Here is an 18,091-nt window from a genome sequence, read left to right as displayed (position 1 = left end):
TGGGCAGCACGCGCCACGCCGAAGCGTTGGCCGTGCGGTTCAGGTTGAAGCCGAAGTCCATTCAGGCGTCTCCCTGGCGGAGCGTAGTGCAATTCGCATCGATACCGGGCTCACGGCCCGGCTGTGACAAATCGAGGAAGGCAAGGCGCATGGGCACAAATACTCGTTGGCGTTGATCAAGCGTGCGGCGTGGGCGCCGCCGCACACACTGTGCGCAGCTACCGGCGTCCCCCGGCACCTGCGCCCTGGCAGCAACCTTTGCAGGCTTGCCCTGATTTGAAGGGAACGACACTACACAACCTTTGTGACAGATACAACCTCGCCTTTCGTGAACAGCGACGCTTTGGCCGCCCTGCCTCGAACCGGCCGGCAAGCCGCCCGCCGTCCCGCGCCCGGGCTCGGGTCCGTCCCGCCGTCGCGTACGCGCCACAAGCGCACGGAGCCGGCTCGCGCGAAGTCCCGAGCGCAGACAGACCGCGGCACAACTACCGCAAAAGTGCAGCCGAAGTGCGGTCAGGCCCGCTCAACGAGGGGTCGCGGGCCCGATTCGAGCGGTAAAATCGCGGCGTGACGGCGGATGCGAGGCGACGGCAAAAAGCGACTGCAACCGCGCTGAAACCCGCCGCATCCGCTGGCCGCGCCGCCTGTCGCCGCCCCACGCCCATCCACGATTCCCAAGGCCGATGAACCGGAGACTCTTGCGTCAGACAGCCGGCCCCCTCGGGGTCATGGCAGTGGCGATTCTCTGCTGGATCGTGGCGAGTCTGCTTGCCGACCGCATGGTCCGCCAGGAGCTCGATACGGCGCTCGCCATGCAACGGCAGGTGTCGCGCTCGGTCGTGGACAGCATGGCCGAAGTGATCGCGAGCGACCTTTCGATGACGCGCGCGATTCCGGCCACGATGGCGCAGACGCAGGTGGTCGAGAAGGCGCTGGCCGAGTCTGCGCGCTACGCCGCGATGCCCCAGTCGACGGAACTCGCGCGGCGCACCGAACTGCAGAGCACGCCCGCGCTTCTCTCCGTGGACCGCTTTCTGCACGAAGCCCAGGGTTTCTCCGGCCTCGACGCCATCTGGCTCGTCAATGCCAACGGCATCTGCATCGCATCGAGCAATGCGCTCGACAAGCTCTCCTACGTGGGCGTGGACATGCACGCCCGCGCGTACCTGAGCGATACCCTGCTCGGCGCCTTCACGGAAACCTATGGCGTCGGCATGTCGAGCGGCGAGCCCGGCATCTTCGTCGCCGCGCCCGCTTACGACGATGGCTTGCTGGTCGGCGCCGTGGTGGCCAAGGTCAGCATCTCGCGGCTACGGCACTGGGTCACGCGTCCGGGCACGTTCGTTTCGGACAACAACGGCGTCGTCATCATGGCTCACGACAGCGCGCTGGAGGGCCTCGTGCTGCCAGGCTCCCACGTCGAGGAAATGAACGCCGTCGACCGGGTGAACACCTATCTGCGCGAGCGCTTCTCCGAGGTCGCGCTGCGCTCGGCCGAGCAGGACGTGCTCGGCGAGGCGCCCTGGATGCCGCGCGCCCAGGCCGCCGAGATGGTCGAGCTGCCCGGCCGGCCGGCGCCCGCCCTCTACGAATGGCGCGGCGGCCTCAATTCCGGGCTCTCGGCGCATCTCGTCGATCCGCTGAACGCCTGGCCCGAACTGCTCGCGAACCGCCGTCGCGACCAGATCCTGATCTTCCTGACGCTCGCGGGCACGGCGGCGCTCGCGGCCGTGATCTCGGTGTCGTGGGTGCGCGAGCGGCGGCTGCACCGCGCGAGCCGCGACCTCGCCGAGCAGTTGCAGTCGGCCAATGCGATGCTCGCGGCCGAGGCGCGCGTGGATGCGCTCACGGGTGCGCTTTCGCGCCGCTACTTCCTCGATCTGCTGCGCCGCGAAATCGAGCGCGCCTACGCGAGCGGCACGACCCTGTGCATGGCGATCGCCGACCTCGACTACTTCAAGCAGATCAACGACCGCTTCGGCCACCCGGCCGGCGACCGCGCGCTCAAGCATTTCGTGGAAACCTGCCGGACCGGACTGCGCTCCGACGACGCCGTGGGTCGCCTCGGCGGCGAAGAGTTCGGCATTCTGCTGCCCGCGACCTCGCTCTCGACCGGCCGCGAGGTGATCGAGCGGCTGCGCCAGAAGGTGAAGACAAGCGCCTGCCCGGAGCTGCCGGCCGATTCGAACCTGAGCGTGAGCATCGGCATCACGGAACTGGCGGTGACCCAGGATCTGCCGGAGCGGCTGATGAGCCGCGCCGACCTCGCGCTCTATATGGCGAAAGCGGGCGGCCGCGACCGCTGCGAGGCCATGCCCGCCGACGGCGCCACGCCGCCGCGCGCCACTGCCGAGACCTGGTAGCCGCCACTTCGAACCGGGCCTCGCTGCGGGGTCCGCCCGGGGGAAGGGAAACAACGCGGTATCATCGAATGAACGCCCGCGCCGCACCCGGCGGCGCGCCATGCGAGCCTGTTCGCCCCCCACGGCAGGCTCTGGCTCAGGAGCGCGCACAGCACCGCGCCGTTCCGCTCAATCTGGAGGTATCGCATGAAGGGAAATCTGGTCATCGTCTGCCGCGATCAGGATGCTCACGCATTCGACCAGTTAATGGTCGAGTACGGCGCGTTCCAGACGCGCCTGTCCTCGACCGCCTGGTATCTGAAACTCGACGCCGCGCCCGAGCTGATTCAGGAAGAAATACTCGCGCGCCTCGGAAGGTACACGACGCACTACATCTTCGAGGCTGGCACCGTCACCTACAACACCGTCGACAGCGAAGCGGCAGCGGCACTCGACACGCTCTTCTCCGCGTAATTTTCGCCAGCGCGCTTCACCGCAGCGCTTCACCGCAGCGCCTCGCCGCAGGCCGCCGCACCGGGCCGCGACACGTTCACCAGGCGTGCGCTGCCTCGGCAACGGTGCGCTGCACCACTTCCTCCGGAAACGTCATGCGCACGGCAAGGCCGCCGCCTTCGCCGTTGCCGATCTGCAATTCGCCGCCCGCGCGCCGCACGAGGCGCTCGACGATCGCAAGACCCAGGCCGCTATGCCCGTTGCCGCCCCGCGCGGGGTCGAGCCGCACGAACGGCCGGCTCGCGCGCGTCAGATCCGGGGCCGCGATGCCATTGCCGTGGTCGCGCACCGTCAGCGTATAGCCGTCCGGTCCGAACGAGGTTTCGATCACGACCGGCGGCGCGCCGTAGGCATGCCCGTTATCGAGCAGATTCGACACCACCCGGTCGAGCGTCGCGGCAGGCAGGCGGAAGTCGCTGCCGGCGGCAAGCCGCATCTGGATGGACGCGCTCTCGCCCGTCCCCGTCGTCCGGTAATTGCGCACGATGCGCTCGCACTGCGCGTCCACCTCGACCGGCTCGCTGCGGTCCGCGCCGTCGTGCGCGAACACCAGGAACTGGTCGACGATATGCGCCATCGACTCCACGTCGCGCACCACGCCGTCGCGCGCCTTGGCTTCGTCCATCATCTCGGCGCGCAGGCGCAGACGCGCGAGCGGCGTCTTCAGATCGTGCGCCACGCCGGCCAGCATCACGGCGCGGTCGTGCTCGGTGCGCTCCACCTCCTTCACCATCTGGTTGAAGCCGTGCGTGAGCAGGCGCAGTTCGCGCGGGCCCCGCTCGCGCAGCGGCGGCACCGGCTCGCCGCGCCCGAAGCGCGCCACGGCCTGCGCCAGCAGGCGCAACGGCTTTTGCAACGTCCAGGCCGCCACCAGCGCCGCGATCACGGCTGCCGAGAAAATAATGACCAGCCACGGAATCATGCGGTCGATCGCGGGCCGCATGATCCGCAGCGGCTGGACCGGCACGACGATCCAGCGCGCGTCCTGCGGGCCGCGCACCCAAAGCGTGGGCGGATGCCCCGGTGGACCGACGCGCACGTCGGTGCCCGACGGCATGCGGTCGCGCACTTCGTCGACGAAACGGCGCAGCGGTTCGGGAATATTGGCGTTGTCCGGCGGCACCACGGCGCTCGCCGGATCGACGAGCTGCACGCGCGAAGGCAGCGGCTGGTCAGGCTCGCGCGCGACGTGCTGGCGCACGGCATCCACGAGAAAAGCGGCCTCTTCCACGGCGTAACGCGTCTGCATCTGGTTGCGGTCGAGCCGCATCAGCGCGAACCACGCTACGTGAGAGAGCAGGAGAACGCCGACGAAAAGCAGCGCGAGCCGCCCGAACAGCGAATCAACCGGGCGTCGCATGGCTCGCCTGCTCGCCGTCCGGCACGAACACGTAACCGCGGCCGCGCACCGTCTGGATGAAGCGCGGCGTGGAAGGATCGGTTTCGAGAATACGCCGCAGGCGCCACACCTGAACGTCGATACCGCGGTCGGTGCCGTCGTATTCGGGACCGTGCAGCAGTTCGAGCAGGCGCTCGCGCGTGAGCGTGCGCATGGGGTGATTCACGAAAATCTTCAGGAGCGCGAATTCGCTGCCCGACAGCATGATGGGCTTGCCTTCCTGCTGCAGCGTGCGCGACTGGAAATCGAGCGTGAAGCGGCCGAACGTGAACGGTTCGCGCTGCTCCGGCGCCGCCGCCGACGGCACCGTGCGGCGCCGGCGCAGCACGGCCTGCACGCGCGCGAGCAGTTCGCGCGGATTGAACGGCTTGCCGAGATAGTCGTCGGCACCGAGTTCGAGGCCGACGATGCGGTCCACGTCGTCGGCGCGCGCCGTGAGCATGATGACCGGGATGTCGTCGCCCGACGCGCGCAGCTTGCGCAGCGCGGTCAGCCCGTCCACGCCCGGCATCATGAGGTCGAGCACGATCAGGTCGGGACGCTCGCGCTCGAGGCGCCGCTCCAGCGAGCCGGCGTCGTGCAGCACCGACACTTCCATTCCCTGGCGCGCCAGATAGTCGCGCAGCAGGTCGCGTAGTTCGAGGTCGTCGTCGACGACAAGGATTTGAGTAGCCATGGGATGAAGTTTAACGCGCACGCAGATGCCCTTTTCTTACGGCAGGGCACTTTGGGTTACGGGGTGTTACGGCGAAAGGCTCAAGTAATGTTGCGTAATGACATGGGGCCGCCAAGTAACACGCGAGGCAGAGGCGCCCGATACGCTAGGGTCACCGGATGCGGCAATAGCACTTTGCAGGGAGCGCCGCGCCTCACCGGATAAAACCCTTCACGGATTTGTCAGGAGCATCACCATGTACAAGAAGACCTCGCGCTTTCTCGCGATCGCCGCCGCTTCGCTCGCCCTCACCATGGGCGTCGCTCAGGCCCAGACGCCGCCCCCGGGCGGCCCCGATGGCCCCGGCATGCATCACATGCATGACGGCGGCTTCATGATGGGCCTCAAGAAGCTGCACGACAAGCTGAACCTGAACGCCGATCAGGAAAAGCAGTGGCAAGCCGCGCTCGACACGATGAAGCAGAACCACGAGCAGATGCGCAAGATTCACGAGCAGCTCAAGCAGCAGTTTGAGTCGATGAAGAATCAGCCGATCCTCGACATGAACGCGCTGCACGCCGCGCATCAGCAGGCCGAGCAGCAAAGCGCGCAACTGCGCGGACAGGGCGCCCAGGCCTGGCTCGCGTTCTATAACGGCCTGAACGACCAGCAGAAGACCACCGTCAGCACGGCACTCAAGGAGCACTTCGCGAAGATGGAGCAGTTCCGCGAGAAGATGCGCCAGCACTGGCAGCAGCACCACGGCGCAGCATCGGCGCCGGCTGGGCAGTAAGCGCCTGCGCCCGGGCGGCGGTTATGCCGCCCGGGGTCGATTTTGGGGTCGATCCGGTGTCGAAAGCCGGTCCGGAACCGGCTCCCGAGCGACCACCGGCCAGAACGCCAAAAAGCGAAGCGCCGCGGAGCCGATCCGCGGCGCTTTTTCTTTGCCTGTCAGGCGTGCGGCCGATACGGCCGGCGCACGCACCGCCCTATCAGGCCAGGTCGAACAGCAGGACTTCGGCCTTCTCGCCATTCGCGAGCGTCACGGCCTCCTCGGCCTCGATCATGGCCGCGTCGCCCGCGCCGAGACGCTCGCCGTTCACCTCCAGCGCGCCGCGTGCAACATGCACGTACACGCGCCGTCCGGCAGGCACGGCGTACTGCGCGCGCTCGGCGCCATCGATCAACCCCGCGTAGATCGAGGCGTCCGACTGCACCGTCACCGAGCCGTCGCGCCCGTCGGGAGACGCCACCACACGCAGGCGGCCGCGCTTGTCGTCGTCGGAGAAGCGCTTCTCCTCGTAGCCCGGCGCCCCGCCGCGCTCGCGGGGCAGCAGCCAGATCTGCAGCAGATGGACCTCGTCCTCGCGCGAGCCGTTGAACTCGCTGTGCATCACGCCGGTGCCCGTGCTCATGCGCTGCACGTCGCCCGGCCGGATCGTCGAGCCGTTGCCCATGCTGTCGCGGTGCGCGAGCGCGCCTTCGAGCACGTAGGTGACGATTTCCATGTCGCGGTGGCCGTGCGCGCCGAACCCCTGGCCGCCCGCGATGCGGTCGTCGTTGAGCACCCGGAGCGCGCCGTAGTGGACATGCTCCTCGTCATGGTAGTCCGCAAACGAAAAGCTGTGGAACGAGTCGAGCCAGCCGTGGTTGGCGTGGCCGCGTTCGTCGGCATGGCGGATAGTCAGCATGAAAATCTCCGTGTGGCGTTTCGATACCCAAATGTAAGGGTGACCCTCGCGCACGACAATCCACACCCGCGCACCGGATCGTTTCGCCGGCAACATCAATGGGACGCCGCGCTCGGCCTGACTCCCGCAGCCGGCCACCATCCCGCCTGTCTAGCCGGGTTTGACCGGTTTGGCTGACAGCCCCCCGGCTTCGGGTAAAATATCGCGCTTTTCGGCCGGTGCGTCGTCCGCCCAGCGGCCCACGCCGCACGGGCAGCCCGGTCGGCTTGCCCCGGGCGTCCCGCGCCACCCGCCCGACCCCGCATTTTTGGCCGCCTGAAATGGCGGCAACCGGCCACGAGCCGGCCGGCCGCGCGTCGGCGGCGCCTTGCAGGTCCACCCCGAGGTACAACCCCGAGAGGTCCGCCCCAAGGCACGCCCGCATCGTCCGTATCAGGAGAGAGATGAAGAAGTTCGCAGTGTGCGTCGCACTCGCACTCGTGGCGGGCAGCGCCGCCGCCAGGGATTGGAAGACCGTGCGCATCGGCGTGGACGCCAGTTACCCGCCGTTCGAGTCGAAGGCGCCCAACGGCCGGATCGTCGGCTTCGACGTGGACCTGACCCAGGCGCTGTGCGCGCGCATGAACGTCAAGTGCGTCTGGGTCGAAAACGATCTCGACAGCATCATCCCCGCGCTGAAGGCCCGCAAGTTCGACGCGATCGTGTCGTCGCTGAGCGTCACCGACCAGCGCCGCCAGCAGATCGACTACTCCGGCAAGATGTTCGACGCCCCCGCGCGCATGCTCGCGAAGGCCGGCTCGCCGCTCCTGCCCACGCCGGAATCGCTCAAGGGCAAGACCGTCGGCGTCGAGCAAGGCTCGACTCAGGAAGCCTATGCGAAAGCCCACTGGGCCGCCAAAGGCGTAAACGTGGTGTCGTACCAGAACCAGGACGAGGTCTATCAGGACCTGATATCAGGCCGCCTCGACGCGACGCTGCAAGACGAAGTCCAGGCGGACTTCGGGTTCCTGAAGACGCCGCGCGGCAAGGGTTACGCCTGGGCCGGGCCGGCAGTGGAAGACCCGAAAACGATAGGCGACGGCACCGCGATCGGCCTGCGCAAGGAAGACGCCGACCTGAAGGCGAAATTCAACGCGGCGCTGGCGTCGATCCACCAGGACGGCACGTTCGACCGGATTGCGAAGCAGTACTTCGATTTCGATATCTACCAAGGCAAGTAAGCACCAAACGCCGTTGAACGGCAGTGCCCGGGGCGGGACCCGATGGACCGGTTCCGGGCTTCGTATACAGTGACAGCCTTCGTGACGAGCCTCGTCAAGGACCCTTCTATGTTGCTTCAAGGCTACGGCCCGCTGATCCTCGCCGGCACCTGGCAGACCGTCAAACTCTCGGTGCTGTCGCTCGTGCTGTCGTTCCTGCTCGGGCTCCTCGGTGCGGCGGCGAAACTCTCGAAGAACCGCGTCGCCAGCGGCGCGGGCACCGTCTACACCACGCTGATCCGCGGCGTGCCCGATCTCGTGCTGATGCTGCTGCTCTTCTACAGCCTGCAGATCTGGCTGAACGACCTCACCGACGCGCTCGGCTGGGACCAGATCGACATCGATCCGTTCGTCGCCGGCGTGATCGTGCTGGGCTTCATCTACGGCGCGTACTTCACGGAGACTTTCCGCGGCGCCTTCCTCGCCGTGCCGCGCGGCCAGCTCGAAGCCGGCCACGCCTACGGCATGACGAACTGGCAGGTGTTCCGCCGCATCATGTTCCCGCAGATGATGCGCTTCGCGCTGCCGGGCATCGGCAACAACTGGCAGGTGCTCGTAAAGTCGACGGCGCTCGTTTCGATCATCGGTCTTGCCGACGTCGTCAAGGCGAGCCAGGACGCCGGTAAGGGCACCCTGCGCTTTTTCTTCTTCACGCTGCTCGCGGGCGCGATCTATCTCGTCATCACGACCGTCTCGAACTTCGTGCTGATGTATCTGGACCGCCGCTACTCCACGGGCGTGCGCAAGGCAGACCTCTGAGCGGATCCGGAACAACAAGGCCAAGAACATGCAAGACCTGATCCAGTTGATCCAGCAGTACTGGCGCAACTATCTCTATACCGACGGCTATCACTTCACGGGCGTCGCCATCACGCTGTGGCTGCTCGTGGTGTCGATCGGCCTCGGCTTCTGTCTTTCGGTGCCGCTCGCGGTCGCGCGCGTCTCGAAGAGGAAGTGGCTCTCGGGGCTCGTGTGGCTCTACACGTACATCTTCCGCGGCACGCCGCTCTACGTGCAGTTGCTGCTCTGCTACACCGGCCTCTACAGCCTCGACATCGTCCGTAACCACACACTCACGGCCGAATTCTTCCGTAGCGGCATGAACTGCACGCTGCTCGCGTTCACGCTCAACACCTGCGCGTACACCACCGAGATCTTCGCCGGTGCGATCAAGGCGACGCCCTATGGCGAGATCGAGGCCGCCCGCGCCTACGGCATGTCGCAGTTCACGCTGTACCGCCGCGTGATCCTGCCTTCGGCCCTGCGCCGCGCACTGCCCTATTACAGCAATGAAGTCATCCTGATGCTGCACGCGACCACCGTGGCGTTCACGGCCACGGTGCCGGACATCCTGAAGATCGCGCGCGACGTCAATTCGGCCACCTACCAGACGTTCACCGCGTTCGGCATCGCCGCCCTGCTGTACCTGACCATTTCGTTCACGCTCGTGTGGCTGTTCCGCCAGGCCGAGCGCCGCTGGCTCGCGTACCTGCGACCTCAAGGCAAGTGAGCCCGCATCGAGGATTTTGATGAATTCCCAGAAGCAAAAGCTGTTCGTCGATGCCCTGCACAAGCAGTACGGCGACCATGAAGTGCTCAAAGGCGTTTCGCTGCAGGCCAACGCCGGCGACGTGATCAGCGTGATCGGCTCGTCCGGCTCCGGCAAGAGCACGATGCTGCGCTGCATTAATTTTCTGGAGCAGCCCAATGCGGGCCGCATCGTCGTCGACGGCGAAGAAGTCCTCACACGCCAGAACGGGCGGACGGGCGCGCTGCAGGCGGCCGACCCGAAGCAGTTGCAGCGCGTGCGCACGAAGCTCGCAATGGTGTTCCAGCACTTCAATCTGTGGGCCCACATGACGGTGCTGGAAAACGTCGTGGAAGCGCCCGTGCACGTGCTGGGCATGCCGCGCCGCGAGGCCGAAGAGCGCGCGCGCGAATACCTCGAAAAAGTGGGTCTCGCGCCGCGCGTGGAAAAGCAGTATCCGTCGCATCTTTCGGGCGGCCAGCAGCAGCGCGTGGCGATTGCGCGCGCGCTCGCCATGCACCCGGACGTCATGCTGTTCGACGAGCCCACCTCGGCGCTCGATCCGGAGCTCGTGGGCGAAGTGCTGAAGGTGATGCAGAAGCTCGCCGAGGAGGGCCGCACGATGATCGTCGTCACGCACGAGATGGGTTTCGCGCGCAACGTCTCGAATCACGTGATGTTCCTGCACCAGGGGCGTGTCGAGGAAGAGGGCCACCCGTCCGAAGTGTTCGGCAATCCGAAAAGCGAACGCCTGCGGCAGTTCATTTCGGGCAGCCTCAAGTAGGCCGGAACCCGATGTAGTCAAACCCGTACTTCAAGGCGCTTTCGGCGCCTTTTCTTTTGCCCTTCCGCCGCGCCCGACGTCCCACATTTTCGACGTCTCAAGAACCGCTCCGCCGCTGTTTCGTCCTACTACCGGCGACGCGACGCGTCAATAGTGGCAATCCTGAGCGCCGCTTCGCGCGCGCCGCAAATCCCTTGTCTGACAAGGCACTACGCGTCGTTACCCCGGCGTTTCGCGTGCCGGGCACAATGACGCCGATAATTTCGGTCGCCACGGTCGTTCTTTTTTGCTAAATTAGTAACCAAAGTAGCAAAACAACACAGCTAAAAAGTAGTTTCACTTCAAAGAAGAACCAGCAACATCAGTCAGGAGACCAGCAAGACGCTTCGTTCAGATGCCTGGAGAATGCCCGGCAGCCGCCCGGCAAGCATCTGGATCCCCCTTGAGCGCCCTCTTTCCGCGAGTGCGACCTTTGCCCGCTGCGATCACGCGCGGACACTTTTCGCAGTGCTTAGGTAGAACGTTCGGGGGTGGACAACGGAAGGAATGGATAACGGCACGCGTTCCGATCGAACGGGTGCGCAAAGAACAGCGACATCAACGTTTTCACGCTGCTGCGAGAGGCGCGTATTGGTGCGGTATCCGAAAGGATCCGCACCATTTTTTTTGTGCCGGCGTATTTTGTACCAGCGTGTACCCGCGCCTGTCCTCGCGCGCGGCACACAAGAGCGCACGGGCCGCACAGGCGGCCCGGCGAGCCGAAGCTCAGACAGCCGCTTCGTTCTCTTCGCCCGTGCGGATGCGGATCACGCGCTCGACGTCGGTGACGAAGATCTTGCCGTCGCCGATCTTGCCCGTGCGCGCCGCGCCGATGATCGCGTCGATCACCTGGTCGGCCTGGTCGTTCGCGACCACCACTTCGATCTTCACCTTCGGCAGGAAATCGACCACGTATTCGGCACCGCGATACAGCTCGGTGTGGCCCTTCTGGCGGCCGAAGCCCTTGACCTCGGTGACGGTCAGGCCCGTCAGGCCGACTTCGGCGAGTGCCTCGCGCACTTCGTCGAGCTTGAACGGTTTGATGACGGCAGTAATGCGTTTCATGGCGGACCTCGTCTCGTATCGGGTTGTCGTGTCGGTAGAAAAATCGTAAGCGATGCCGGGAATTCTACGCTGCGCGCGCGGCACTCACGGCGCCGCCGCCGTGTCGGGCACGCGCTCGAGATCCGCCAGCCAGACCGCGGACTCGGAATCGCTCGGCGCGCGCCAGTCGCCGCGCGGCGAAAGCGAACCGCCCGACCCCACTTTCGGCGCGTTCGGGATGCAACTGCGCTTGAACTGGCTCTGGCGGAAGAAGCGGTCGAGGAAAATACGCAGATTGCGCTTGATAGCCGCCAGATCGTACTGATTGCGTACGACCTTCGCGTTCTCGGGCCACGCGCCCTGCTCTCGGTCGCCCCACGCGTGCTGCGCCAGAAACGCGACCTTCGCGGGCGTAAAGCCGAAGCGCAGCGTGTAGTAAAGATTGAAGTCCTGCAGCTCGTACGGCCCGATCACGCTCTCGGTTTTCTGCTCGGGCGCGCCGTTGGCCTTGCCGGGAATCAGCTCGGGGCTGATGTCGGTGTCGAGAATCGCTTCGAGCACGTCCGAGCCGCTTTCGCCTATCTGCCCGGTCTCCGCCACCCAGCGCACGAGGTGCGTGATCAGCGTCTTGGGTACGCTCGCGTTCACGTTGTAGTGCGACATATGATCGCCCACGCCATACGTGCACCAGCCGAGCGCCAGTTCGGACAGATCGCCCGTCCCGATCACGATGGCGTGATTGAAGTTCGCGAGCCGGAATAGATGATTCGTGCGCTCGCCGGCCTGCACGTTCTCGAAGGTGATGTCGTAGCTTTCCTTGCCTTCGGAATATGGATGGCCAAGGTCTTCGAGCATCTGCATGCAGCTCTTGCGGATGTCGATCTCCGCGGCGGTGGCACCCACCAGCTCCATCAGCTGGCGCGCCTGGCGCAGCGTGCGCTCGCTCGTCGCGAAGCCGGGCATCGTATACGCGAGGATGTTCGCGCGCGGCAGGCCGAGCCGGTCCATCGCCTTGGCGCAGACGAGCAGCGCGTGCGTCGAGTCGAGCCCGCCCGACACGCCGATCACCACCTTCTTGATGCCGCTCTGCGAAAGCCGCTGCACGAGCGCCTGCACCTGGATGTTGTAGACCTCGTTGCAACGTTCGTCGCGGCGCTTCGGGTCGGCCGGCACATACGGGAAGCGTTCGACGCGGCGCACGAGCGGCAGCGCCGGCGCCTCCCACGCGCCTTGTTGCGGCACCTCGCAGCGGATCACGCGAAACTTTCCGATCTCGTCGTAATGACGGCGAATCGAGTCGCCGAACGTGGTCTGGCGCATACGTTCCTGCGTAAGCCGTTCGAGATCGACATCGGCAACGATGAGGTGAGAATCGTCGAGAAAACGTTCCGACTGGGCGAGCAGCTCGCCGTTCTCGTAGACGAGCGCCTGGCCATCCCAGGCCATATCGGTCGTGGACTCGCCCTTGCCCGCCGAGGTGTAGAGATACGCGGCGAGGCAGCGGGCCGACTGCTGCGCAACGAGCTGATGCCGGTAGCCGGCCTTGCCGACCACCACGTTCGACGCCGAAAGATTCACGAGCACCGAGGCGCCGGCAAGCGCCGCGAACGACGACGGCGGGATCGGCACCCACACGTCCTCGCAGATCTCGACATGAAAGCGCAGGCCCGGCACGGCCGGCACGTCGAACAGCAGCGACGCGCCGAACGGCACGTCCTCGCCGGCGAGCCGCACCGTATCGGTGCGCGCGCAATCGGCGGCGCTGAACTGGCGCGGCTCGTAGAACTCGCCGTAGTTCGGCAGATAACTCTTCGGCACCACGCCCGCAACGCGGCCGCCGGCCACCACCACGGCGCAGTTGAAGAGCGTCTGGCCCGCGCGCACCGGCATGCCGACGATCATCGCGAGCGGCAGCGCGGCCGATGCCTCGACGAGCGTTTCGAGCGCGCGCTCGCACGCATCGAGCAGCGCCTTCTGGTGAAAGAGGTCGTCGCAGGTGTAAGCGGAAATACCCAGTTCGGGAAACGCCACGAGCGCGGCGCCCCTTTCGGCGGCCTCGCGCGCGAGCGCGAGCGTTTCGCCCGCGTTGAACGCCGGATCGGCCACGCGGCAGCGCGGCACGCCCACGGCCACGCGCGCGAAACCGTGCGTGTAGAGATTGAAGAAGCGCTCTTTCATTTCGATAACCCTGGAGGCACGCGCGGGCGGCCTGTGTCGATTGCGGGCCCGAGCGCCGACGCCAGCGCGACGGCCCTCACCCGTTCGGGACGTTTGCTTTACCATGACCGTTTGCCGCAGCGGCGCCTCTGGAGTCCCAGTGGAAGTCCTGGCGCCGCGCAAGCCTTATCGGACAGGCACGCACGTTGAACAAGGAACATCTCAATTATCGCACGGGCATCCTCGGCTCACCGGCCGAGGTGGATGCGGGCGAATGGAACGCGCTGCTCGCGCGCCAGGCGCAGCCAACGCCCTTTTTGCGCCACGAATTCCTCACGGCCCTGCACGCCACGCGCTGCGCGACGCCCGAGGCCGGCTGGGCGCCGCAGTTCGTCACGCTGACCGACGAGCGCACGGGCCGCCTCGCGGCGGCCGCACCCGTTTATCTGAAAGGTCACTCGTACGGCGAATACGTGTTCGACTGGGCCTGGGCCGACGCCTACAAGCGCAACGGGATCGAGTACTACCCGAAGCTGCTCTGCGCGGTGCCGTTCACGCCGGTACAAGGCACGCGCCTGATCGCCGCCGACGAAACCGCGCGCCGCCACCTCGCCGCGACGCTGCTGGCCTTTGCCGAGCAGGCGGACGTCTCGTCGTTGCACGTGCTCTTTCCCACCACGGAGGATGCCAATGCGCTGACCGATCTCGGCATGATGCAGCGCGAAGGCGTGCAGTTTCACTGGCTCAACCCGGGCTATCGCGACTTCGACGAATTCCTCGCGACGCTCGAACAAAAGAAGCGCAAGAACATTCGCGCGGAGCGGCGCAAGGTGCGCGACGCCGGCGTGACCCTGAGGCGCGTGCGCGGCGAAGACATCCGCGACGAGGACTGGCGCTTCTTCAGCCGGTGCTACCGGCAGACTTACCGCGAGCATTTCTCGACACCCTATCTGAACCTCGACTTCTTCCGCATGATCGGCGCGTCGATGCCGGAGAACCTCCTGCTCGTGATCGCCGAATACGACGGCAAGCCGATCGCAAGTTCGCTGGTGGTCTATCAGCGCGGAGAGAATGGCGACGGCGGCACCCTGTACGGCCGCTACTGGGGCGCGCTCGAACACGTGCCCTGCCTGCACTTCGAGACGGCCTACTATCAGCCGCTGGAATTCTGCATCGAGGAAGGGCTGGCGGTGTTCGAAGGCGGTGCGCAGGGCGAACACAAGATGGCGCGCGGATTCATGCCCACCGTCACGCGCTCCGCGCACTGGCTCGCGCATCCCGCCTTTGCCGACGCGGTCGCGCGCTTTCTGGCGAGCGAGACGAACCACATTCATGCTTACGTGCACGAGTTGAACGAGCACAATCCGTTTCGCTCATGACCCGCTCTCTCGCGACAACACGCTCAGCGCCGTGGTTCCTCTATCTGCTCGAATGCGCCGATGGCAGCGTCTACACCGGCATCGCCACCGATGTCGCCGCGCGGTTCGCGCAGCACGCGAGCGGCACGGGCGCGCGCTACACGCGCTCGCGCAAGCCGGTGCGGGTGCTGGCTTCGTTCGAGCTGGCCGGCCGCGCCGAGGCGTCGAGCGCCGAATACTGGGTGAAGCGGCTCACGCCGCGCGAGAAGCGCGCGCTCGCGGCGGGTGAGCGCACGCTTGAGTCGGTGTTGCCGGTGGCGGCGGAGCCTGCGGAAGACGAGGCCAAAACAGAGTCAGCCGTCAAATAATGGCCTGCAGCCCCTTGTCGGCAATGACGTTGAGCAGCTTGAGCGCCGGGCCGGCGGGCCGGGTTTCGCCTTGCTCCCACTTGCGCACGGTCGAAGCCGTGGTGTGCAGGTGGAGCGCGAACACCGGCTGACTAAACTTCAAGCCTTCGCGCAGACGCTTGATATCGGCGGCACTGAACTCCCGTACGGGTGGCGGGCAAATCGCGTCGAACTCGCGCATCGTTACCTTGCCGACCAAGCCTGCTTCATGGAGCTCGGCCAGGTCGCCACGCAGCGAATCAACAATCTTGCTCACATTGCACCTCCAATAACACGCCTGCCTGCAACGCCTTCTTCTCGTCCTGCGTGATGTTCGCGATTTCGCTTTTCGGGAACCCGTGCAGAAACACATAGCGACTGCCTATCCGGGCCGACAGCAAAGTCCGGTAGCCGGCCCGCTTGCCACCGCCGCCGGGGCGCGCCACCCGTTTCTTGTAGAGGAAGCCACCCAGGTTCGCGTCGACAAAACCGCATTCCATTTCCTTGACCGCCTTGCACAAGGCGGTATCGGACAGTTTCTCCTTCGCGTGCCACCGCGCAAAAACCCTCCGTTTGAGAAAGCGCGCCATATTCGTCCTCCGAAACTATACCCGTTACGGGCATAGTTTTCCGGTCCATGTTCAGCATTTCCCAGGGCACACCTTTAACTGACGAGTGCTGTTTCACTGCTCGTTCAGCGGTGTGCTCACCGGGTCGTGTGCGGTAGAAAGTAGCGGATGAACATCTCCGCGGACTTGTGCAGAGTCAACGCAATGAAAAAAGCCGCACTGCCTGAATGGCTAGTGCGGCTTTTCCTCAGCCCCACGCCCAGGCGCGAGGCGAACAAACAGGCTGCTTACTTCTTGAAGTTCGCGACGCCTTCGGTAATTTCCTTGTGCGCGGCGTCGATGCCGGCCCAGCCTTCCACCTTGACCCACTTGCCCTTCTCGAGCGACTTGTATTGCTCGAAGAAGTGCTTGATCTGGTCCATCAGGTATTGCGGCACGTCGTCGATCGACTTGATGTTGGCCGTCATCGGGCAGACCTTGTCGTGCGGCACGGCGATCAGCTTGGCGTCGACGCCCGACTCGTCGGTCATCTGCAGCATGCCGAGCGCGCGCGAGCGCACCACCGAACCCGCGAGCAGCGGGAACGGCGTGATCACGAGCACGTCGACGGGGTCGCCGTCGCCGGAAAGCGTTTGCGGAATGAAGCCGTAGTTCACCGGGTAGCGCATGCCCGTGCCGACAAAACGGTCGACGACGAGCAGGCCCAGATCCTTGTCGGCTTCGTACTTCACCGGGTCGCTTTGCGCGGGGATCTCGATGATCACGTTGAAGTCTTGCGGCAGATCCTTGCCGGCGGGGACGTTTGCGAAGCTCATGGGCACTCTCGGTTCAGAGGGAAAACCGGCGACTCCGCGCGCAAACTGGCTCGTGCGCGCCGTGCTGGCAAGGCGCGCCGGCGCGGAAACCGGACGTTAGAGGATGGCGTCATTATAGCCAATCGAGGGCGGCGGCCCCCTCAACGCCCCCGCGGCGCCCCCCGGCAAGGCCATGGACAAGGCGACGAGGAATACTATGAAGCGCGCTGCGAATAGCGCGATAATGGTCCGGCTGGCGCCGCCTGCGCTCCGACAGCTCAGCGACCGGGCCCAGCGACGTTTCCCGTTTTGCGTTTTCCTTTTCAGCGAGGCGCAGGCATGGACGAAGCGAAGCATTTCATCGACGGCGCGTGGCGCGCGCCGGCAGGCGGCGAAACGATCGCCGTGATCGATCCCTCCGACGGCGAGACGTTCGCGCGAATCGCGCGCGGCAATGCGGCCGACGTCGACACCGCCGTGAGCGCCGCCCGCCGCGCATTCGAAGGCGCATGGGGCGCCCTGAGCGCCGCCGAACGCGGCCGCGCGCTCGGCCGCCTCTCGGCGCTCGTCGCACAACATCAGGAGACGCTCGCGCAACTCGAATCGCGCGACACCGGCAAGCCGCTCAAGCAGGCGCGTGCCGACGCCGCCGCGCTCGCCCGCTATTTCGAGTTCTACGCGGGCGCCGCGGACAAGCTGCACGGCGAAACGCTGCCGTACCAGGCAGGCTACACGGTGCTGACCCTGCGCGAGCCGCACGGCGTAACGGGCCACATCGTCCCGTGGAACTACCCGATGCAGATCTTCGGCCGCAGCGTGGGTGCCGCGCTCGCGACCGGCAACGCGTGCGTCGTGAAGCCCGCCGAAGACGCTTGCCTCTCGGTCCTGCGCGTCGCCGCCCTCGCGCACGAGGCGGGCCTGCCGCCGGGCGCGCTCAACATCGTGACGGGCTACGGCCACGAAGCGGGCGCGGCGCTCGCGGCACATCCGGGCATCGACCACGTCTCGTTCACGGGCTCGCCGCAAACGGGCAAGCTCGTCGCGCAGATGGCGAACGAGAACCACGTGCCCGCCACGCTCGAACTGGGCGGCAAATCCCCGCAAATCGTTTTCGCCGACGCCGACTTCAATACGGCGCTGCCTTTTCTTGTCGGCGCGATCGTGCAAAACGCCGGGCAAACCTGCTCGGCAGGCAGCCGCGTGCTGATCGAGCGCGCGGCCTACGAGCCGCTGCTCGCGCGGCTCGCCTCGGCATTCGAAGCGCTGCGCGTGGGGCCCGCCTCGGCCGATCTTGAGTGCGGGCCGCTCATCAGCGAAAAGCAGCGCCGCCGCGTGCGCGCTTTCCTCGACGAAGCGGCGCACGAAGGCATCGCCACGGCGGCGGGGGGGGGGGGGGGGGCCGCGCCCCCCCCCCCCCCCCCCCCCCACCCCCCCCCCCCCCCCCCCCCCCCCCCCCCCCCCGGGGGGGCCCCCCCCCCCCCCCCCCCCCCGCCCCCCCCCCCCCCCCCCCCCCCCCCCCCGCCCGCGCCAACCCGACGAATGGGGCAGCCCGAGCGATCGCGGCGCGCCCACG

General features: G+C 66.3%; 18 protein-coding genes. 10 read left to right on the top strand and 8 right to left on the bottom strand.

Annotation, left to right across the window (positions count from 1 at the left end; translation table 11 throughout):
• The first annotated feature begins 683 nt into the window (after nucleotides 1-683).
• A complete protein-coding gene (locus V8683_RS30310; RefSeq protein WP_411190289.1) occupies nucleotides 684-2,363 on the top strand; it encodes a sensor domain-containing diguanylate cyclase in 1,680 nt (559 codons plus the stop codon).
• Nucleotides 2,364-2,549: 186 nt separating this feature from the next.
• The gene (locus V8683_RS30305) at nucleotides 2,550-2,816 is read left to right on the top strand and encodes a double-stranded DNA-specific endonuclease (RefSeq protein ID WP_027795589.1); all 267 of its coding nucleotides are present in this window, start codon (nucleotides 2,550-2,552) and stop codon (nucleotides 2,814-2,816) included.
• A gap of 76 nt (nucleotides 2,817-2,892) precedes the next feature.
• Here the strand turns inward: V8683_RS30305 and V8683_RS30300 are convergent, their stop codons facing one another.
• Together V8683_RS30300 and V8683_RS30295 are read right to left on the bottom strand one after the other, a co-directional pair.
• Nucleotides 2,893-4,215, bottom strand: a complete 1,323-nt coding sequence (locus V8683_RS30300) for an ATP-binding protein (RefSeq protein ID WP_411190290.1) — start codon at nucleotides 4,213-4,215, stop codon at nucleotides 2,893-2,895.
• Nucleotides 4,199-4,930, bottom strand: coding sequence for a response regulator (locus V8683_RS30295; protein WP_027795591.1), 732 nt, complete (start codon nucleotides 4,928-4,930; stop codon nucleotides 4,199-4,201). The genes V8683_RS30300 and V8683_RS30295 overlap by 17 nt, the downstream gene beginning before the upstream one ends.
• A 235-nt stretch (nucleotides 4,931-5,165) precedes the next feature.
• Here V8683_RS30295 and V8683_RS30290 point away from each other — a divergent pair, with 235 nt between their 5' ends.
• Nucleotides 5,166-5,702 (top strand): periplasmic heavy metal sensor, encoded by a 537-nt coding sequence (locus V8683_RS30290; protein WP_411190291.1) that lies wholly within the window; start codon nucleotides 5,166-5,168, stop codon nucleotides 5,700-5,702.
• Nucleotides 5,703-5,901: 199 nt separating this feature from the next.
• Here the strand turns inward: V8683_RS30290 and V8683_RS30285 are convergent, their stop codons facing one another.
• Nucleotides 5,902-6,600, bottom strand: a complete 699-nt coding sequence (locus tag V8683_RS30285; RefSeq protein WP_411190292.1) for a pirin family protein — start codon at nucleotides 6,598-6,600, stop codon at nucleotides 5,902-5,904.
• Between the two features lie 443 nt (nucleotides 6,601-7,043).
• Here V8683_RS30285 and V8683_RS30280 point away from each other — a divergent pair, with 443 nt between their 5' ends.
• The 4 genes from V8683_RS30280 (at nucleotide 7,044) to V8683_RS30265 (ending at nucleotide 10,171) form a co-directional block, all read left to right on the top strand.
• Nucleotides 7,044-7,820 carry an ABC transporter substrate-binding protein gene (locus tag V8683_RS30280; RefSeq protein WP_411190293.1) on the top strand — a complete coding sequence of 259 codons (777 nt, stop codon included), beginning with the start codon at nucleotides 7,044-7,046 and terminating at the stop codon, nucleotides 7,818-7,820.
• A gap of 108 nt (nucleotides 7,821-7,928) precedes the next feature.
• On the top strand, nucleotides 7,929-8,618 hold the full coding sequence (locus tag V8683_RS30275) for an ABC transporter permease (RefSeq protein ID WP_411190294.1): 690 nt from the start codon (nucleotides 7,929-7,931) through the stop codon (nucleotides 8,616-8,618).
• Nucleotides 8,619-8,655: 37 nt separating this feature from the next.
• The gene (locus V8683_RS30270) at nucleotides 8,656-9,369 is read left to right on the top strand and encodes an ABC transporter permease (protein ID WP_411190591.1); all 714 of its coding nucleotides are present in this window, start codon (nucleotides 8,656-8,658) and stop codon (nucleotides 9,367-9,369) included.
• 19 nt (nucleotides 9,370-9,388) lie between these two features.
• On the top strand, nucleotides 9,389-10,171 hold the full coding sequence (locus V8683_RS30265) for an ABC transporter ATP-binding protein (RefSeq protein ID WP_411190295.1): 783 nt from the start codon (nucleotides 9,389-9,391) through the stop codon (nucleotides 10,169-10,171).
• 765 nt (nucleotides 10,172-10,936) lie between these two features.
• On the opposite strand, the gene V8683_RS30260 is transcribed toward V8683_RS30265, so the two are convergent.
• Together V8683_RS30260 and V8683_RS30255 are read right to left on the bottom strand one after the other, a co-directional pair.
• Nucleotides 10,937-11,275 carry a P-II family nitrogen regulator gene (locus V8683_RS30260; RefSeq protein ID WP_027795598.1) on the bottom strand — a complete coding sequence of 113 codons (339 nt, stop codon included), beginning with the start codon at nucleotides 11,273-11,275 and terminating at the stop codon, nucleotides 10,937-10,939.
• Nucleotides 11,276-11,359: 84 nt separating this feature from the next.
• Entirely contained in the window at nucleotides 11,360-13,432 is a 2,073-nt protein-coding gene (locus V8683_RS30255; RefSeq protein WP_411190296.1) for an NAD(+) synthase, read from the bottom strand.
• A gap of 185 nt (nucleotides 13,433-13,617) precedes the next feature.
• On the opposite strand from V8683_RS30255, the gene V8683_RS30250 reads away from it, so the two are divergent.
• Complete coding sequence (locus V8683_RS30250) at nucleotides 13,618-14,790, top strand: GNAT family N-acetyltransferase (protein ID WP_411190297.1); 1,173 nt, start codon at nucleotides 13,618-13,620, stop codon at nucleotides 14,788-14,790.
• Nucleotides 14,787-15,137: a GIY-YIG nuclease family protein gene (locus tag V8683_RS30245; RefSeq protein ID WP_411190298.1), complete on the top strand. Its 351-nt coding sequence runs from the start codon at nucleotides 14,787-14,789 to the stop codon at nucleotides 15,135-15,137. The genes V8683_RS30250 and V8683_RS30245 overlap by 4 nt, the downstream gene beginning before the upstream one ends.
• Here V8683_RS30245 and V8683_RS30240 read toward each other — a convergent pair.
• The 3 genes from V8683_RS30240 to ppa all read right to left on the bottom strand — a co-directional run bounded on the left by V8683_RS30240 (nucleotide 15,130) and on the right by ppa (nucleotide 16,539).
• Nucleotides 15,130-15,432: a helix-turn-helix domain-containing protein gene (locus V8683_RS30240; protein ID WP_411190299.1), complete on the bottom strand. Its 303-nt coding sequence runs from the start codon at nucleotides 15,430-15,432 to the stop codon at nucleotides 15,130-15,132. The two genes, V8683_RS30245 and V8683_RS30240, sit on opposite strands and share 8 nt — an antisense overlap.
• A complete protein-coding gene (locus tag V8683_RS30235) occupies nucleotides 15,416-15,745 on the bottom strand; it encodes a type II toxin-antitoxin system RelE/ParE family toxin (protein ID WP_411190300.1) in 330 nt (109 codons plus the stop codon). The genes V8683_RS30240 and V8683_RS30235 overlap by 17 nt, the downstream gene beginning before the upstream one ends.
• A gap of 266 nt (nucleotides 15,746-16,011) precedes the next feature.
• Entirely contained in the window at nucleotides 16,012-16,539 is a 528-nt protein-coding gene (gene ppa, locus V8683_RS30230) for an inorganic diphosphatase (RefSeq protein WP_411190301.1), read from the bottom strand.
• Between the two features lie 318 nt (nucleotides 16,540-16,857).
• On the opposite strand from ppa, the gene V8683_RS30225 reads away from it, so the two are divergent.
• The coding region (locus V8683_RS30225; protein WP_462880723.1) for an aldehyde dehydrogenase family protein at nucleotides 16,858-18,091 on the top strand (1,234 nt) is incomplete at its 3' end.

The organism is Paraburkholderia sp. AV2 (assembly GCF_054968425.1).
This window is presented reverse-complemented; position numbering and strand designations above follow the sequence as displayed.